Below are 16,157 nucleotides of genomic sequence, written 5' to 3'. Positions count from 1 at the left end.
AATTAGAGGAAGAAATCCATGCGGAAATAGACCGGCGCTTCGCGCTCGCTCATCACCGCCGGGCGCTCCAAAGAGTGGGCAAAGGTCACGCTGGTACTGACGTGTTTGCCACGGGCAAACAGCTCCAGGGAATTGCTCGACACCCGGCCGTGCACTTCACTGTTGTAGCGACCATGGCTGATCACGCCCTGGTCATAACCGACGCTGGCGCCGTATTCGGCAAAGGCCGGACGCAGCCAGTCCAACGTCACCGGGCGCGCCCAGCGCACGTCGTTGCGCCAGTAGCCGCCGCTGTCGCCGCTCAGTTGCTGGTCCTTGAACCCGCGCACCGACGCCGAACCGCCGAGACTCATACGCTGCGGGCTGAACAGGATGTCTTCACTGCGTTGACCGGTGGCCAGGCTGGAGAAGCTGAACGATTCGCCCCACAGGCTGAACGGTTGCAGGTAACTCACAGTGGCCGTGTACTTGCGGTAGCGCGCACTCGGCTGGCGATTGCCGTACGCGTCGCGCTCTTCGTTGGCTTGGGCATCGAACAGGCCGATCCCGTTCTGCATGCCCACATCGAGGTTGACGAACGAGGTGCCGATACGACGGCCGTGGTTGAAGCCGACTTGCAGCTCGCTGAGACGGTTGCTGCTGGGTTTGGTGCGGGTATCGAGGATGTAGTTGTTGGTGCGCAGGTGCGCCATGCCAACGTTCACCGATGTCTTGCTCACGTCATCGCGGTGGATCACCCGCTCGGCGCGCAGTTGGTGGTTCTGGCTGTCGCCGTTCTGCTTGTACTTGTAGTCGTCGGTGAAGCCGTAGGTGCGGTAGTCGCTGTCGTTGTAGGTGTAACTGAAGTTCCACCAGCCCCACGGCACGTTGTAATAGAGCATGCTGTTTTTCGAGGTTTTCTGGTGATCGCTGATCGCATCATGGCCGCCACGCAGCACCAGTTGGTCGGCCAGGCCCAGGGGGCTGTCCCACTCCAGGCCTGCGCCCCATTGCTGTTCGCCCGTGCTTTTCTGCCCGTCGTTGTGGCGCGAAAGGCTGGCACGCCAGGGCTTTTGCGGTGGGTTCTTGACCAGCACCACACTGCCGCCAATCTGGCTGCCGGGGGTCAATTCCATCTGCGCCTGCTTGGATGGCAAGCGGCTCAGTTGATCCACCAGTTGCTCGACTTCCCGCAGGTTCAACGCCTCGCCGACCTTGCCGGGAAACGCCATCGCCAACTCGCGGTCGGTGATGTTGCTGCCCTGGGCGCCCTTCAAGCCTTCAAGCTTGCCTTCCACCACCAGCACTTGGAGATGGCCGCTGGACAGATCCTGTTGCGGCAAGTAGGCGCGACTGGTCACGCGGCCTTTGTCGATGTAGTGATCGGTGATGTCCTTGAGCAATTCGTTGAGCTGCGCAACACCCAGGCACTGGCCGACGTACGGCTTGAGCAGGCGCGTGCGGTCGGTGGCAGACAGGCTGTCGGCGCCTTTGAGCTCGATGTCCTTGATCGGGAAGCAACGGCTGTCCGCGGGCAGCGCAGGCGCCTGGGGTTTCGTGGCCTTGCCGGGCAGGTCCTGGAGTTCATCCAAGCGCCGCCGCTGCTCTTCGAGCAGGCGGTTTTGCCGATCGCGGATCAAGTCTTGATCCCCAGGCGTGGGGGCGGCTGTGGCGCTATTCAGGCAAAAATAAGCGAGCAGGCAAGTACACAGGAAATACCGAGTCCGTGGTAATAACAAAGACATGTTCGATCCGTCGAAAATCAAGGGGCGGCAAACTAACATCGAACTAGTGTTAACCCAAGAAACTGAGTTAGTTGCACTACCGTGCCAGCTACCAACTTAAGCACTTGATTAATAACAACAAAAAACAATCAAAATGATGAGACCCCTGTCACTGGAAATATTATTCCGACAGGCGGCAGCACTTTTGATGGCGGTTCTTCGGCAACCTTTAAATTTGCCATTATTTGGCCATCAAGTTTGTGCCGAGATAAGTTAGTACCGCGAAAGATAGAAAAGTTCGCGCACTTTTTGTGAACTAGCTCGCACTAATGGGACTGTAATCCCACACACCGCCAGCCAAAAACCGAATGAAGATCCAATGTAGGAGGGGCAAACCCCCTCCCACATTGCCTGCATTCCAAATGATCTACAGGGCGTAGATCAACTCACGCCTTTGTCGCGATCCTGCCCCGGCACCAGGGTCAATGTCGGCTTTTCCACATCACGGGAGACATGGGATTTCACTTCCTCCACCCCGCCCTCCTCGTCGTTGTGGATCACCAGCACACCCGGTCTGCGCAGTTGCTCCAGGTCACCCTCGCCAAGCTTGAAGCTTTCGCTGAGGTTCTTGTCGCTGAGGGCGTTGGCCTCGGCGCGGCGCTGGGCGAATTTGCGACCCTTGCGTTGCTGGTAGCGCGCCCACGAGACCAGGATCAGCGCGTTGAACAACGCGATCCACATATAGATCTGCAGGGTATTGAGTGCGGCGAAGATCGGCGCCTCGATGCGCGGGCCGCCGTGGGTTTCCAGCATCGCGTTGATCCCGCGTGCCAGCAGCCAGATCAACCCGGCCCAGGCCAACAGGGTCAGCACCACGTCGATGATCCACATCACCGAATTTTGGCGAGTTCTGATCAGTTTCATGATCACACGTCCTCATTGGCTGGTTTGATCCCGCGGTCCGGGCTGACCCAGCGCGCGCGCTTCTGATGCTGGTTGAACAGCACCTTGGGAAAACTGACCAGGGTGGTGAACAAGCTGACCAGCCAGAACACCATCGGGTACCACACCGTCCAGAACAGGGTTTTCCACAGGTCTTTTTCGTAGCGCCGGTCAATCAGGATGCTCACGGCAAACTGCACCAGGCACACCATCGCCAGCACCAGGCCGGTAAATGCCGGCGGCACCAGGGAATCCACGGCGATGGCTTGCGGCAACACCATGAATTTGCCCAGGCCCCAGAAGATCACCGAGAGCAGGAAGGTGAAGGCCCAACCGGTGGACAGACAGTATTCGAACAGCAGCGGCCACAGGTAGCGATGGCGCCATTGCCAGATGCCACGGATATTCTTGAACAGCACTTCGGCACCGCCCTGGGCCCAGCGCAGGCGCTGTTTCCACAGGCCGCCGACGGTTTCTGGCATGAGAATCCAGCACAGTGCACGCGGCTCGTAGAAGATCGCCCAGTGATCGAGTTGCAGCTTCCAGCTGACGTCGATGTCCTCGGTAATCATGTCGGTGCTCCAGTAGTCGATGCGGTCCAGCGCCTTTTTACGGAACGCCACCACCACACCGGACACCGTGAAGATCCGCCCGAATACCCGCTGCGTACGCTTTATCAAACCGATGATCGAGGAGAACTCGCCCACCTGCACCCGGCCGATCAAGGTCGACCGCGTGCGGATGCGCGGGTTGCCGGTCACCGCGCCGAGGCGCGGGTTGTCGAGCATCGGCGCGACCATATAGGCCGCCGCGTTACGGTCGAGCAACGCATCGCCGTCGATGCACACCAGGTACTCGCTGCGCGCGGCCACGGCGCCCATGCGCAAGGCCACGGCCTTGCCCTGGTTCTGCGCCAGGTGCAACACGCGCAGGCGCGGGTGTTCCAGGGCCAGGGCATCGAGGACCGCCGCAGTGTTGTCCTTGGAGCCGTCGTTGACGGCGATCACTTCGATGTTCGGGTACACCTGGTCCAGCGCCGCATGAATGGTCTCGGCCGCGTTATCGCCCTCGTTGTAGCAAGGGATGATGATCGAGATCAGCGGGTTGCCGGCCAGGGTTGGCGCCGGTGTGTCCTCTTCCCACGGCCAGTGGCGTTCCCAGTGCAGCCAGAAGTACAGGCCGCCGGCAATCCACAGCGCCGACATGAACAGCGGGTAGAAAAACACGAAGTCCATCAGGAACTGCCCGGTGACCAGGAAGATCAGGCCAAGAGGCACACCCAACACCAATGCCAGCACGAATAAAGCCAGGATTCTGTCGAACATGGTCAAGGGTTCCATTGGTTGGAAATGGCCGGACGTATGGTCTTCAGGTCCGGGGAGTTTTCCAGGAAGTTGTCCGGGTAGTAGCCAAAACTGGTGACACCCTGGCGCTTGAGCACGCCCATCCATTCAGCCAACTGCTCGGCGCTGATGTCCGGCGCTTCCTTGGTCCGCCAGTCTTTGGCTTGCAGTTCGAACACGGTGCGGTCGAGCGCGCCGGGACGAGCCTTGACGGTAGCCACCAGTTTTTCCAGCCAGGCGTTGGAGTTTTTCAGCGTCTGGCCTTCCATCAGCGGCATGGCCATCGGCGCGGTCCAGTCGTAGTTCTGGAGGAAGTCGTCGAGGTTCTGCGCAAACCAGGTTTCGCTCTGCGGGTTCAGCATCGGCTCGGCGAAGATATTGCGCGCGGTCATGATCTGCGGGCCACGGATCGCACGGACTTTGGCGGTCAGCTCGTTGGTAAAGTCGATCAGGTAACGGCTCTTGAAACGGGTCCAGCGCTGCATCACAGCCGGGTCGGCGCGCAAGGCTTCGATGGTGTTCGGCAGACCGTTGGCGGCATAGGCCTTGAGCGCCGCAGGGCTGGCGTCTTCAAAGTCGTTGAACGCCGCATCATCGTGATACAGCACGCCATCGAGACCACTGTTGCTGATACTCGCCAAGTCTTCGTAAATTTCGCCGATGATCTTGCGCACCTCTGGATCGAACGGCGACAGGCGCTGGTATTGATCGGGGTCGAGGCCGATCTGGCCGGTTTTCGGGTCCCAGCGGGTGACGCGTGGCAGCTTGGGATCCAGGGCAAAGCTCAGCACCGGCATCCAGGCATAGACGCTGGCATGGGCACGGGTGTGCAGCTGCCAGGCGACACGGTTGAACAGGTCGGCACGCATCGGCAGGTGACGGTTGGGGAAGTACAGCGAGTGCACCAGGCCGTCGCCCTTTGGATCGGCATAGGCTTGCAGGAACACCGTCACCGCGCCCATGTCCACCACGCGTTGAATCAGTTGGTCGAGGTTGCGCGCCTGCTGGGCCGGGTCCGGGTCGTAGACATGGTCCAGGTCTACGTGCAGCACCCGCATCGGCGCCTTGGTCTGCACGGCCACGATGCTGTTGGCGTAATGTTCGCCGTCCGGGTCGGAGGCCACCAGGAAACGCGGGCTGTTCATCAGCTTGGTGGAGTCGTCGAGGCCATCGTCCAGGGTCAGCGCCATCTTGTAGCCGTGTTCATCGACCACTGCCAGCGACGTGCCGTCGGCCGCACCGTATGGCCATACCCACACCCGTGGGGCCTTGCCGGTCACTGCACGGATCTTGTCGGAAATCGCCTTCACGTCAGCACGCATGCGCGCCTGGAACTGCGCTTCGGTTTCATAGCGCTTGGTCGCCGGGTCATAACGCCGCGTGGTGGCTGCCGGCTCCAGGTTGCCCTGGGGGTTGCCCAGGATGCCTTTGTGGTTGTTGTCGGTGTGCGCGGCAATTTCCACCAGGCCCGACTGGGACACTTCGCGGATCTGCTGCCAGGTCAGGAACTCGCCGCGTGGCCGTGGTTGGCCGGCGAAGTCCACCGGTTGGTTCATCGGCGTGTCGATCCAGTAGCCCACCGGCGCCAGCAGGGCCGGCCAGCGGTAGGCACGCAGGATCGGCATCACCCGCGTGTAGAAGCTCGAATAGCCATCGTCAAAGCTAAGCATGACGGCCTTGGGTGGCAGTTCAGGCCCACCGCTGCGGGCCGCGAGGATCTGATCGACGCTGACCGCCTGATAGCCGTTCTCCCGCAGCCAGGCCAGCTGCTCGATCAAACGCTCGGTACGCACCGCCACCACCGCCTGATCGGGGTCGCGATCCTCGACGTCGTGGTAGGCGATGCCGAGGAAATGGTTTTTCGGCCACGCCACTTCGTTGGGCGCAATCGGCCGCTCGGCGGGTGGAGTGAAAGGTGCGGGTTGCTGGGCGCAGGCGCTGGCCAGCATTACGCCCAGAATCAACAGGCAACGGCTGAGGACGGTCATGGTCAGGCTCTTCTAGAAACGGTAAGTGAGGTCGACGAGCAGGCGCAGATCGCGTTCGCGATTGCCGTCGTAAGGTCGGCTAACCAGGCTCAGGTTCGCGCCGGCTTCCAGTACGTCATTCCAGCGGTAGCGTTGGCCGTAACCCACCAAGCCGATGCCTCCGGTGGAATAATCCTGCTGGCTATAGGTACCCGCACCGACCTGGAACTGCTGACTCCACTGAGTCTCGTAGCGGTGATAGAGCACATGGTTGATGTTGATGACCGGCAACACGGTGAAGTCCGACTTCGGGTTGAAGTAGATCGTGTCTTCCTTGCTGTTGCGGCTGGCGCCGACTTCCAGGCCCAGGTCCACTTGCACTTTCGGCGAGCTGTAGAGGCCTTCGCGGCCGCTGAGCAAGGCTTCGAAGCGGTCGTTGCCGTCACTGAAATGGGACGGGCTGAGGGTCAGTTTCCACTCGCGGCTTTCGTTGGCGCGCCAGCGGATGAAACCGCTGCCGCCGTTGGCCGTGATCCCTTCATTCAACGCCCGCAGGGGGGTGGTGGACAGCAGGTAGCCGAGGCTGCCGCCGTATTGCCAGTTGTCGTTGATGTCCCGCGCAATCGACACCGCCGCGCCTTGTTTGGAGCCATCACCGTAGGAGTGGTTGGACACCTCGGCCTCAATGGTCATGTCGCGGGTGCGCCGCTCGACGCCGACCACCTGCCAGCGGTGGTGGCCGGTGCCTTCTTCAAAGTCGGCGGTGGCATAACCGGCACCGGCGAACAGGCGCCAGTCTTCGTCGATGGGCGGCGTGTAGATCCGGCTTTCAATGCCCCAGTCACGGCTGCCCGAGACGGCACCGGCGTCGCCGTTGTTGCCGCCGCCGAAGCTTTTGCCGGTGTAGGCCTCGACCTTCAGTTCGGCCATGTCATGCACATCGCGCAGGCGTTGCAGGCGCTGGACCTGGCGGTTGTCCGGGTTACGGGCGACCACATCGTCGGTGAGGATGTCGAGTTGCCGCCACTCCTGCAGGTCCAGGGCCGTGAAGCCTTGGGACATTTCCAGGCCGATGTCACGCGGGCTTTGCGCCTCCGTTTCCTTGAGGACACGCTCGGCGCGCCGTGGCCAATCGCGGGCGCGGTACATTTCCGCCTGCGCCAGGCGCAGCCCGATGCTGCCAGGGGCCTTGCCCACCAGCTCTTCCAGGGATTTCTCGCTGGACGGCAGATCAGCACCATAGGTGCCGGCCTGTGCGGCCAATTGTTGGGCGTCCATCCACTCATCGTTAGGGTTGCCGATGGGCAGGCCCTTGAGTTCAACCCGGGGTTTCTGGCTGTCGGCCAGGTTCTTGGCGACGGTGCGCGCCTCGTCCACCTGGTCGTTTTCGAGCAAGGCGTAGAACAAGGCGGTGCTGTCTTCGACACGGTCGCCGACGTCGGCATCGGGCGCCTCAATGGCCTGGCGATACAGCGGCGCGGCCTTTTCCGGCAGGCGCTGGTCGAGGTAGGACGCCGCCACCCAGCGCACGGCATAGGTGGGCAACTTCACGCCTTCGGCCTGCAGCGTTTCGTACTCGCGGATCACCTCGGCGGTACGCGCGCGGGCCTTGAGTGCGCCGAGGCGGTCGATACGCCACACCACTACGTCGTCCTTGGCGGTGGGGTCCGGGGTCCAGCGGGCGAGGAGTTTGTCGTAATCCTGCAGGGCGCGGTCGGCAATGACGTAGCGTTCCTTTTCGCTGCGCGTGGCGAACTCGGCCATGCGCACGCGTTCGGCGGCCAAGTCACCTTCCAGGCGGCGCTGGGTTACTGGGTCGATAAGGCCCGCGCGCTTGGCCGCCAGGCGCAACGCCGGCTCCGGCAAGCGCGCCTTTTGCAGGGCGACGATGTATTCGCGGGCGACTTCCGGTTTATCTCCGGCACGGATAAACGCCTGGTCGAATTCAAACAACGCGTCGTAGTTGAAGCCGGCGCGGGTCAGCGCGTAGCCCAGGGCCATGCGCCGGTTGGGGTCATTCGGGTTGGCCGCCACCAGCGCGCGGGCGCGTTGCACGGCTTCGGTGGTTTTGCCGCCGTCGGCCTGGGTCAGGGCCAGGCCCAGTTGCAGGTCGACATTGTTCGGCTCGCGCAACAGCGCCTGGCGATACACCGCTTCGGCTTGCGCCCACTGCTTCTGGTTGCGATAGGTACGCGCGACGGTGGCGAGCGCCTGGGGCGTCAGGCTGCGATTTTTGCCCTGGGTCTCGTACACCTTGAGCACTTCGGCGTCCTGCCCGGCCCAGCCGGCAATCACCAGGTGATCGCTGACCTGGCCCGGTGTCTGGCGCTCGGCAGGGAGTTGGCGCAACTGGCTCAGGGCCGGCGTGAAATTGCCGTTGCGCGCCTGAATAATCAGGGCATCGTAGGCAGGGTCGGCCACGGCGAAAGCGGGCATCAGCAACTGGCTGCACAAGGCTGCCCCGATCAGCAGTCGTAACCGGCCTGTGGCACTGAGTGGGAGGTTTCGCAGCATATCGTGAGCTTCCTTACACACGGAAAGCTGTAACGATAGGTGGTCCTGAGCAATTTGCATCAGGGTGTCGGCGTCTCGTGACCCGACCTAGCTTTCCTGTAGGAACTATCCCTTAAGAAAGTAGGGGAAAGCCTAATTCAGAACAATTGTTCAGAATTGGCAGGGAATCTGAAATACGAATGGGGGAGCGGACTTGCCCGCGATAACAGGGCCTCAATAGACCTGAGCGTCGATTGTTTGACCCTGAACACTGGCACTTCCACTCCCCCATTATTTATTTCTGGGTGAAGGCAAAATCTTTACTGCGCGCCGCTCATCGCACCGGCTTTGGCCAAGACGAAGCCAATGAATTGTTCGACGGTCATCTTCTGGCCGTTGAAGGTCACTTCATTGTTGGCGTAGTGCAGCTTGGAAACGACGTCGTTGCCCACCAGGGTCGCCAGTTGGGTGCCGACCGCCATGCCACTGACCATCTCGGCCGCCATCTGCGATTGCTGCTCGATGGCTTTCGGATCGGTCACGCCACCGGCCTGGGCTTGCAGGGCGGCAATGTCGCCGATCATGGGCTTGGACAAGGTCAGGTTGGCATCCAGCAGCGCGATGATCTGCTTGCCCAGTTCAACCGGTGGCAGCTCCATGGACGACGGTTTGGTCAGGTCCAGGACCAGGTTGAACTTGCTTTCGCCGTGGGTGGTTTTCAGCGACAGGTTTTCCAGGGCCACTTGCGGCTTGGCCGCCAGCAACTGGTTGACGTTGGCTTCGGCCAGGGTTTGCTCGGCTTCGGTCAGTTGCAGCTCCGGCACGGGTTGGCCCGCAGCGGCAGCGGCTTGCACCGGCTGCATCTTGTCCTGGTACAGCTTGGTCAGCAGCAGACCTGACGGCACGTCGATGTTCTTCACGCTCACGGCCATGGCGGCGGAGCCGACCGGTTTGCCCTGGTAGCCGATCTCGTCGATCTTGTAGTCGACGCGGCCGTCCATGGTGTTGTCTTTGACGGCGCTGGTGTCTTTCTGCTCGAAGCCCTTGAGGGTCAGCACGGTTTGTTGCGGGCCGACGGTCAGCTTGGTGTCGGTCAGCTCAACGGTGTTCTGCCCGGTGTAGAAGCCGAAGGTGGATTTTTCCAGGTTGCTGGCCACGGTCAGGCCAGCCAGGTCGGCCGCGAAGGGCGTGCCGTCGCCATCGACGGCGGTCAGCTTGAGGCTGTTCATGTAGCCGTTGACCTTGACCTTCTTGCCTTCGGCGCTGCTGTCGAAGTCCAGGTTGAGGCCGGAGAAGCTGGCCGAGGACTTGTCGTCCTTGAACTCCAGCGGCAGCAGCTCGAAATTGCCGCTGACCGAACGGTTGTAGCCGATATTGGCCACGCCTTTGAGCGGCGACACGTCTTTGGCGGCGGCGAACCATTTTTCGGTGGTCGGGTTCTTTTCCAGCGAGTAGTGACTGGTGGCCATGACCGGCAGCCACTTCAGCGACACCAGGCGCGAGAACGGCAGCGGGCCGTGCTCGATATGATCGACGAAAAGCAGTTCCGGGTTCGGGTTCTGCTCACCAAAGAACGAACCCTGGGCCTTGAGGCGATAGTGCGCGGTGCTGCTGAACAGGCCACGGTCCAGGGACACCAGCTCCAGGTCCAGGCGCCCATCGACGCCGGCCATGGAACGTTGCAGTTCCTTGTTGGCGTCCTGCACCGCCGTTTGCAGCACCGGCTCCAGTTGCTTGCCGGTGTACCAGGCACCGCCTGCACTGGCAGCGCCAACGGCGACTACAAAACCCAAAAGAACTACGGCTGGCTTATTCATGAAGTGACCTGATCAAATCCTGTGAGAAGTGGGCTGTCTTCCTTGAACCCCGAAAGGGTTGGCTCAAGCCCGCCAAAAGCGGGGGAAGATTAGCACTGGCGGCCGCGAACGGCCCAGCTTTTCAGAGGGGTCAGGTCAGCAGATGGTTCACGAGTATTCCGATTCAATCTCATCGAGCTGGTGATCGAAACTCTTCAACCGCGCCGTCCAGGTGTACACCAGCACCTCAAACTCGCGGTGGATCACCGCATTACCCGGGGTGTCGGCCTTGGGGTCGCAGAAGTCCAGTTGGTAGCGCTCGCGGGCCATTTGCGTGGCGACGTCGGACAATTCACGCGCGTTATTCAGCCAATGCCTACCGTCGGCGACTTGCTGATCCAACGCCACGCACTGTTTTTTCAAGGCTTCGAGGCTTTTTTCCAGGGGCGTGCCGGTGAGTTCGCCCATGACTTCCTGGAAGGTGCGCCCCGGCTGCCAGTAGCTGCCCCAGAAATAGCGGTCGAACACGGTTTCGACGCGGCGCAGCGCAACCTTGGTGTCCCAGATCGCCACGCGGGTCTTGCCTTGTTCGAGCAGTTTTCGCTTCACCCGTTGGTTCTGGTAGGACGCCCAGGCCACCACGCCGATGGACAAGGTGCCGATCACCAGGCAGGCGCTGTCGAGAAACACCATGGCCTTGTCGATTTGGTGAGCGAGCATGACGCCGTAGAAGTAGGCAGCCGATAACAACACCAGTGCGAAGAACACGCACCAGAAAGCGGGAGCATAAGGGTTTTTCATTATTGGAATCCCCATGAGCAAACGCGAGCAGTGTCAGGTGAATCGTCACGGCGACTCACCTGACAAAGCATAGCTATAAGCTCAGGGTTTGCTGGCCGACGCCGCTTGCGTTCGTCCGCTTTCCCAACCGCCGCCCAAGGCCAGGAACAAGTCGATCTGGCTCATGGCAACCTGGGTGTTCGCCGCCGCCAGCTGTGCGCGCACATCGGTGTAGGTGCGCGTGGCTTGCAGGTCGGCGAGGAACGACGCGCGGCCGGCCTGGAAGAAGCGGTGGGTCTGGTCCGCCGCTTCCTTGGCCGACTCGCCGGCATCGTTCAACGCATCACGCCGTTGCAGTTGCGCGGTGTATTGCGCCAGGCCGGTCTGGGTTTCGCGGATGGCGTTGAGCACCACGCCGTCAAAATGCGCCAGGGCGCCCTGGGTCGCGGCTTCGGCTTCGTGGATGCGCGCGCGTGCGCCGTTGGTCGGCACGGTCCAACTGATGAGCGGGCCAAAGCCCCAGCGGTTGGTGGGCGCGGTGCCGAGGTTGTCGAGGATACCGACGGTGCCCACCGTGGCGCCGATGCTGATGTCCGGGTACAGCGCGCCGGTGGCCACGCCGATGCGTGCGGTGGCAGCGGCCAGTTGGCGCTCGGCCTGGCGCACATCGGGGCGGCGCTTGAGCAGCGCGGCGCCGTCGCCCACCGGCAGCAACTGGGCGATATGCGGCAGCTCGGCGCAGGTGCCGGTGCCCGCAGGCAATTGGTCCAGCGGTTTGGCCAGCAGCATCGACAGGCGGAACAAGCCCGCCTGGCGCGCGGCTTCGTAGCGCGGCATGTCGGCGCGCAAGGATTTGTATTGGGTTTGCGAGCGGGTCACCTGGGTTTCATCGCCACGCCCGGCGTCACGCAGGCGTTGGGTGAGCTGGGTGCTCTGCGCTTGCAGGTCGAGGGATTCATTGGCAATCGCCAATTCTTCGTTGGCCGCGCACACCTGGGTGTAGGAGCGCACCACATCCGCCACCAGGGTGATGCGTGCAATATCGGCGGCAGCCTGGGCGGCGTCGGCGCTGGCCTGGGCGCTTTCGATGCCGCGTTGCAAGGTGCCCCACAAGTCGAACTGATACGAGGTGCTGATGCCGACGCTGCCGATGTTGGCAACCGGGACTTTATCCGCGAGCAAAAACGCCTCGCCGGATTCCTGCAAACGTTGGGCCTCGGCCTTCACGCCGGCATTCCAACCGCCAGCGGATTCGGCCTGTTGCACCTGATAACGCGAGCGTTGCAGGTTGGCGGCGGCCACGCGCAGATCGGTGTTGGAGGCCATGGCCTGGCGCACCAGTTCATCCAGGCGCGGGTCGTTGTACAGCTTCCACCAATCTGCCGGCACGGGCGCCGACACCACGTTACTGCCCTCGCCCGCGATTGGCCCTTGCAGGTCGCCGCGTTTGACCGCGGCCTCATCCGGCAGCGTGTAATCCGGGCCCACCGCCTGGCAGGCCGACAGCATCAGCCCCAACGCGGCAATGGCCAGCCGTTGCTTCATGGCTTGTCTCCAATGATCGACACGGTGGCGGTGCGCCCGGCGATCATGCGGAAGTCTGCCGGTACATCTTCAAACGCGATGCGCACGGGGATGCGCTGGGCCAGGCGTACCCAGCTGAACGCCGGGTTGACGTTGGGCAGCAGGTTGGCGCCGCTGCTGCGGTCACGGTCTTCGATACCGGCGACGATACTTTGCACACGCCCACGCAGGCGGGCGTTGTCGCCGATCACGCGGATATCCACCGCCATACCGACGTGGATGCCGTCGAGCTTGGTCTCTTCGAAGTAGCCGTCAATGTGGAAGGAATTGCTGTCCACCACCGACAACACCGGGCGCCCGGCGGTGACGAATTCCTGGCTGCGCGGCGCCCGGTCGTTGACGTAGCCGTCCACCGGGCTGCGGATCACCGAGCGGTCGAGGTTGAGCTGGGCCGAATCCACTGTCACCTGGGCTTCGGCCAGGGCCGATTGCGCACGGGCCACGCGGGACTGGCTTTCTTCCAGCTGCTCGCTCGGCACCAGGTTGCCCAGGCCACGGTTGCGTTTGTATTCGCGGCTGGCCTGGGCCAGGGTTTCCTGGCGGTCGGCCACGGCGGCCTGGGCTTGGCGCAGGGCCAGCTTGAAGCGGTCCTGGTCAACGGCAAACAGCACCTGGCCTTTGCTCACCAATTGGTTGTCGCGCACGTCCACTTGCTGGATCAGCCCGGACACGTCGGGGGCGATCTGCACGATGTCGGCACGGATGTGCCCGTCTCGGGTCCAGGGCGCAAACATGTAGTACATGACCATGCGCCACACCACCACGACCGCAAAGGTCACGATCAACAACGTGAGGACTACACGGCCGATGGTCAAAAAGGGTTTTTTCATGTCATCAGGTATCGACTGAGTGAGTCCACCGCGCCCAGCAACAGCGCGTAGAGCCCCACGTTGAACAATGCCCGGTGCCAGACCAGGCGGTAGAAGTGGAGCCGGGTCAACAACCCGTGCACCACCAGAAACAACACGTACGTAATGCCCATCAGCACCAGCAGCGTGGGCAGGAACACCCCACTGATATCCAGATCACCGATCATAAAGGCGCTCCATCGGGTAGCGGCGCTTCCTGCTCGGTGCCGCCAATGAATTCCACGCCAGGCAACAGCGCCAGGCGCAGGCCGGCCAGCGCGTGCAGCAGGTGCACGCGGGTGTCGTCTTCGTCTTGCAGGCCCTGGCCGTTGAGGGCGCGGCGCGTGCGGTCGAGGGTCATCAGCAGACCGCTCGGCGCGGGCAAGCGTTCACCGGCCTTGAGGCAGGCCTTGAAGTAACCGCCGACGCCTTCGACCACCTGGTTGAGCAGCACCCGTGGCACGCCGAGGATGCGCGGCGAGTAGGCCAGCAGGTCGAGCAGGTTCAGTGCCACCCGCAAGTCGCGCAGGGCGATGCCGGTGTCGTGGCCGATGATCGCCAGGCGCGGCAGGTGCTGCATCAGGCGGTCGAGCATTTGCGCGGCGAGGTGGCGGTGTTCGTTGAGGGTCGCCGGTTCGGTCATGCCGACGATGTCGTGCCAGCTGAAACGGGTCAGGCGCTTGGCCGCCAGTTCGGCGCCGAAGGGCCGCGCGATCAGCGTCCACACAAAGGCAAACAGCAGGCCCACGGGCCCGGCCAGGTTGACGTTGGCGAAGTTGAGGAAGTCCGCGTCGTAGGCACCCTGGATGCTGATGAATGACGAGGTGTTCACCAGCGTCAACAACATGCCCAGGTAGAAGCGCGGCTGCACGGTGAGCGTGCCGATGCAGATAAACGGCACGGCGAACGCCAGCACCAGCATCGGGAAATCGTGCAGGTTGGGCAGCACCAGAAACAGATAAAGGCTGGCGAACAGCACCGACATCGCGGTCCAGAAAAAGAACCGGTAGATCTGCGGCGCGGGGTCGTCCATCGAGGCGAAAAAACTGCAGGCCACGGCGGCGAGGATCACGGCGCTGCCGCCGTCGGTCCAACCCAGCAAAATCCACAGCACCGAGGCGACGATGATCGCGGTAACGGTGGAAAATGCCGAGTAGAACATCAGGCCACGGTCGAGGAACGGGGTCAGGCGACCGAGGCGCCAGTGGCGATAGACGGCGCGCCAAGTGACCTGGCTTTCGCAGGCGATGGCGGCTTGCAGGCTGCGGCAGTCTTGCCACAGGTCGATCCATTCGCCGAGGCGGTAGAGGGCGTTGGAGAACAGCAGCGTATGGCGTTCGTCCAGCGCTTCGCCTTGGGGTTGCAGGGCTTCGACCTGATCGCGCAGGGCGCGCCAACTGTCCATCGAGGGGTTTTCTGCGCTGCTTTGCAGCCACTGGTTGGTGGCTTCCAACAAAGGCGTGAGTTGATCGAGATACTGCGGCGCGCGCTGCTCGACGGCATACAGCGCATCGTCGAGTTCCTCCACCACCGGCAACAGGTGGATCATGCGCCCGCGCAGTTCCTTGGTGTTGCGCACCGTCTGCGGCCGCGCGCCTTCGTGGGGCAACTGGCCGATCATCAACTCCAAGGTATTGAAGGTGGCGACCATGCCGCCGCGCAAGCTGCTGACTTCTTCCGGCGTGACGTTGCGCGTCAAAAAGCGCTGGCTGTAGACCTGGGCGTCGGCAAACCACTTGCTCACCGAGCCATCGAACACCGGCATCAGGCGCCGAGGCCAGAACATCGCGCCGACCACCGCCGCCACGGCGATGCCGAGGAAGATTTCTTCGGTACGCGCTTCGGCCACGTCCCATACGGCCAGCGGGTTATCCACCACCGGCAAGGCGATCAGCGGCAAGGTGTAGCCGGCCAGCATCAGCGCGTAGTTATTCGCGGTGCGCAGGTGCATGGAGAGGAACAGCAAAATGCCCGTCCACAAGGCAATCACCACCACCAGCACATAGGGCGACTGCACAAACATCGGCACAAAAAACACCGCCGCCGCCGCGCCCATCAAGGTGCCGATGGCGCGGTACAGCGCCTTGGAACTGGTGGGGCCGACAAACGGGCTGGAGACGATGTACACGGTGGCCATCGCCCAATACGGACGCGGCATTTGCATGAGCATGGCGATGTACAGCGCGATCATCGAGGCGGCGAAGGTGCGCACGCCGTAGAACCAGTCGCGGGCCGGCGGGAAGCCGCTGAAAAAACCGTTCAAAGGCTTGCCGCCTCAAAGGCGCGCAGCACGCGCAAGGCGGCGGCCATGTCGTCGGGCGCGATGTCGGCGAGGACTTCCTTGCGCAGGCGCACCAGTTGCACTTCCACCGCTTGCACCAGCTCACGGCCACGCTCGGTGAGGCTCAACGCCTTGGCGCGGCGGTCGTGGATATCTTCGGTGCGGCACACGTAGCCGCCGTTGCACAGTTGGTCGAGCAGGCGCACCAACGACGGGCTTTCCATCCCCGACGCCTGGGCGACTTTTACCTGATGCACACCGTCGCCCAGGCGGCCGATCATCAACAACGGCACGGCGCAGGCTTCGGAAATACCGTAGCTCACCAGCGTGGTCTGGCAGATTTTGCGCCAGTTACGGGCGCCCACCACCATGCTGCTGCTGAGGTTCATCTGGAGTTGTTCGAGGGATTGAGGCACTGGA

The 16,157-nt window shown here is 62.5% G+C and carries 12 protein-coding genes; all 12 read right to left on the bottom strand.

Annotation, left to right across the window (positions count from 1 at the left end; all coding sequences use genetic code 11):
- Positions 1-2: 2 nt before the first annotated feature.
- Positions 3-1,724 carry a ShlB/FhaC/HecB family hemolysin secretion/activation protein gene (locus tag NUV89_RS02720; protein ID WP_257780188.1) on the bottom strand — a complete coding sequence of 574 codons (1,722 nt, stop codon included), beginning with the start codon at positions 1,722-1,724 and terminating at the stop codon, positions 3-5.
- Positions 1,725-2,144: 420 nt separating this feature from the next.
- Positions 2,145-2,627 carry a poly-beta-1,6-N-acetyl-D-glucosamine biosynthesis protein PgaD gene (gene pgaD, locus NUV89_RS02715; RefSeq protein ID WP_257780187.1) on the bottom strand — a complete coding sequence of 161 codons (483 nt, stop codon included), beginning with the start codon at positions 2,625-2,627 and terminating at the stop codon, positions 2,145-2,147.
- A 2-nt stretch (positions 2,628-2,629) separates the two neighbouring features.
- Positions 2,630-3,970, bottom strand: coding sequence for a poly-beta-1,6-N-acetyl-D-glucosamine synthase (pgaC, locus tag NUV89_RS02710; protein WP_017739205.1), 1,341 nt, complete (start codon positions 3,968-3,970; stop codon positions 2,630-2,632).
- A 2-nt stretch (positions 3,971-3,972) separates the two neighbouring features.
- On the bottom strand, positions 3,973-5,976 hold the full coding sequence (pgaB, locus tag NUV89_RS02705) for a poly-beta-1,6-N-acetyl-D-glucosamine N-deacetylase PgaB (RefSeq protein WP_257780186.1): 2,004 nt from the start codon (positions 5,974-5,976) through the stop codon (positions 3,973-3,975).
- Between the two features lie 12 nt (positions 5,977-5,988).
- On the bottom strand, positions 5,989-8,469 hold the full coding sequence (gene pgaA, locus NUV89_RS02700) for a poly-beta-1,6 N-acetyl-D-glucosamine export porin PgaA (RefSeq protein ID WP_257780185.1): 2,481 nt from the start codon (positions 8,467-8,469) through the stop codon (positions 5,989-5,991).
- A 299-nt stretch (positions 8,470-8,768) separates the two neighbouring features.
- Positions 8,769-10,265: a YdgA family protein gene (locus tag NUV89_RS02695; RefSeq protein ID WP_257780184.1), complete on the bottom strand. Its 1,497-nt coding sequence runs from the start codon at positions 10,263-10,265 to the stop codon at positions 8,769-8,771.
- 147 nt (positions 10,266-10,412) lie between these two features.
- Positions 10,413-11,045 carry a hypothetical protein gene (locus NUV89_RS02690; RefSeq protein WP_026137109.1) on the bottom strand — a complete coding sequence of 211 codons (633 nt, stop codon included), beginning with the start codon at positions 11,043-11,045 and terminating at the stop codon, positions 10,413-10,415.
- Between the two features lie 81 nt (positions 11,046-11,126).
- Complete coding sequence (locus NUV89_RS02685; RefSeq protein ID WP_257780183.1) at positions 11,127-12,569, bottom strand: efflux transporter outer membrane subunit; 1,443 nt, start codon at positions 12,567-12,569, stop codon at positions 11,127-11,129.
- The gene (locus NUV89_RS02680; protein WP_257780182.1) at positions 12,566-13,438 is read right to left on the bottom strand and encodes an efflux RND transporter periplasmic adaptor subunit; all 873 of its coding nucleotides are present in this window, start codon (positions 13,436-13,438) and stop codon (positions 12,566-12,568) included. The genes NUV89_RS02685 and NUV89_RS02680 overlap by 4 nt, the downstream gene beginning before the upstream one ends.
- Entirely contained in the window at positions 13,435-13,644 is a 210-nt protein-coding gene (locus tag NUV89_RS02675) for a DUF1656 domain-containing protein (protein WP_010214247.1), read from the bottom strand. The genes NUV89_RS02680 and NUV89_RS02675 overlap by 4 nt, the downstream gene beginning before the upstream one ends.
- Positions 13,641-15,719, bottom strand: a complete 2,079-nt coding sequence (locus NUV89_RS02670; protein ID WP_257780181.1) for an FUSC family protein — start codon at positions 15,717-15,719, stop codon at positions 13,641-13,643. The genes NUV89_RS02675 and NUV89_RS02670 overlap by 4 nt, the downstream gene beginning before the upstream one ends.
- Positions 15,716-16,126, bottom strand: coding sequence for a MarR family winged helix-turn-helix transcriptional regulator (locus NUV89_RS02665; RefSeq protein ID WP_017739213.1), 411 nt, complete (start codon positions 16,124-16,126; stop codon positions 15,716-15,718). Before NUV89_RS02665 ends, NUV89_RS02670 begins: the two co-directional genes overlap by 4 nt.
- Positions 16,127-16,157 lie beyond the last annotated feature (31 nt).

Source organism: Pseudomonas sp. 18.1.10 (genome assembly GCF_024655625.1).
Classification (GTDB): domain Bacteria; phylum Pseudomonadota; class Gammaproteobacteria; order Pseudomonadales; family Pseudomonadaceae; genus Aquipseudomonas.
Note: the sequence above shows the minus strand (reverse complement) of the source record. Positions and strands in the feature narration are given on the sequence as shown.

Excerpts from the sequence above, each read along its gene's own strand:
- NUV89_RS02685 (WP_257780183.1), bottom strand. The coding sequence starts at position 12,569 with ATGAAGCAACGGCTGGCCATTGCCGCGTTGGGGCTGATGCTGTCGGCC.
- NUV89_RS02665 (WP_017739213.1), bottom strand. The coding sequence starts at position 16,126 with ATGAACCTCAGCAGCAGCATGGTGGTGGGCGCCCGTAACTGGCGCAAA.
- NUV89_RS02695 (WP_257780184.1), bottom strand. The coding sequence starts at position 10,265 with ATGAATAAGCCAGCCGTAGTTCTTTTGGGTTTTGTAGTCGCCGTTGGC.
- NUV89_RS02720 (WP_257780188.1), bottom strand. The coding sequence starts at position 1,724 with ATGTCTTTGTTATTACCACGGACTCGGTATTTCCTGTGTACTTGCCTG.
- pgaA (WP_257780185.1), bottom strand. The coding sequence starts at position 8,469 with ATGCTGCGAAACCTCCCACTCAGTGCCACAGGCCGGTTACGACTGCTG.
- pgaC (WP_017739205.1), bottom strand. The coding sequence starts at position 3,970 with ATGTTCGACAGAATCCTGGCTTTATTCGTGCTGGCATTGGTGTTGGGT.
- pgaB (WP_257780186.1), bottom strand. The coding sequence starts at position 5,976 with ATGACCGTCCTCAGCCGTTGCCTGTTGATTCTGGGCGTAATGCTGGCC.
- NUV89_RS02690 (WP_026137109.1), bottom strand. The coding sequence starts at position 11,045 with ATGAAAAACCCTTATGCTCCCGCTTTCTGGTGCGTGTTCTTCGCACTG.
- NUV89_RS02680 (WP_257780182.1), bottom strand. The coding sequence starts at position 13,438 with ATGAAAAAACCCTTTTTGACCATCGGCCGTGTAGTCCTCACGTTGTTG.
- NUV89_RS02675 (WP_010214247.1), bottom strand. The coding sequence starts at position 13,644 with ATGATCGGTGATCTGGATATCAGTGGGGTGTTCCTGCCCACGCTGCTG.
- pgaD (WP_257780187.1), bottom strand. The coding sequence starts at position 2,627 with ATGAAACTGATCAGAACTCGCCAAAATTCGGTGATGTGGATCATCGAC.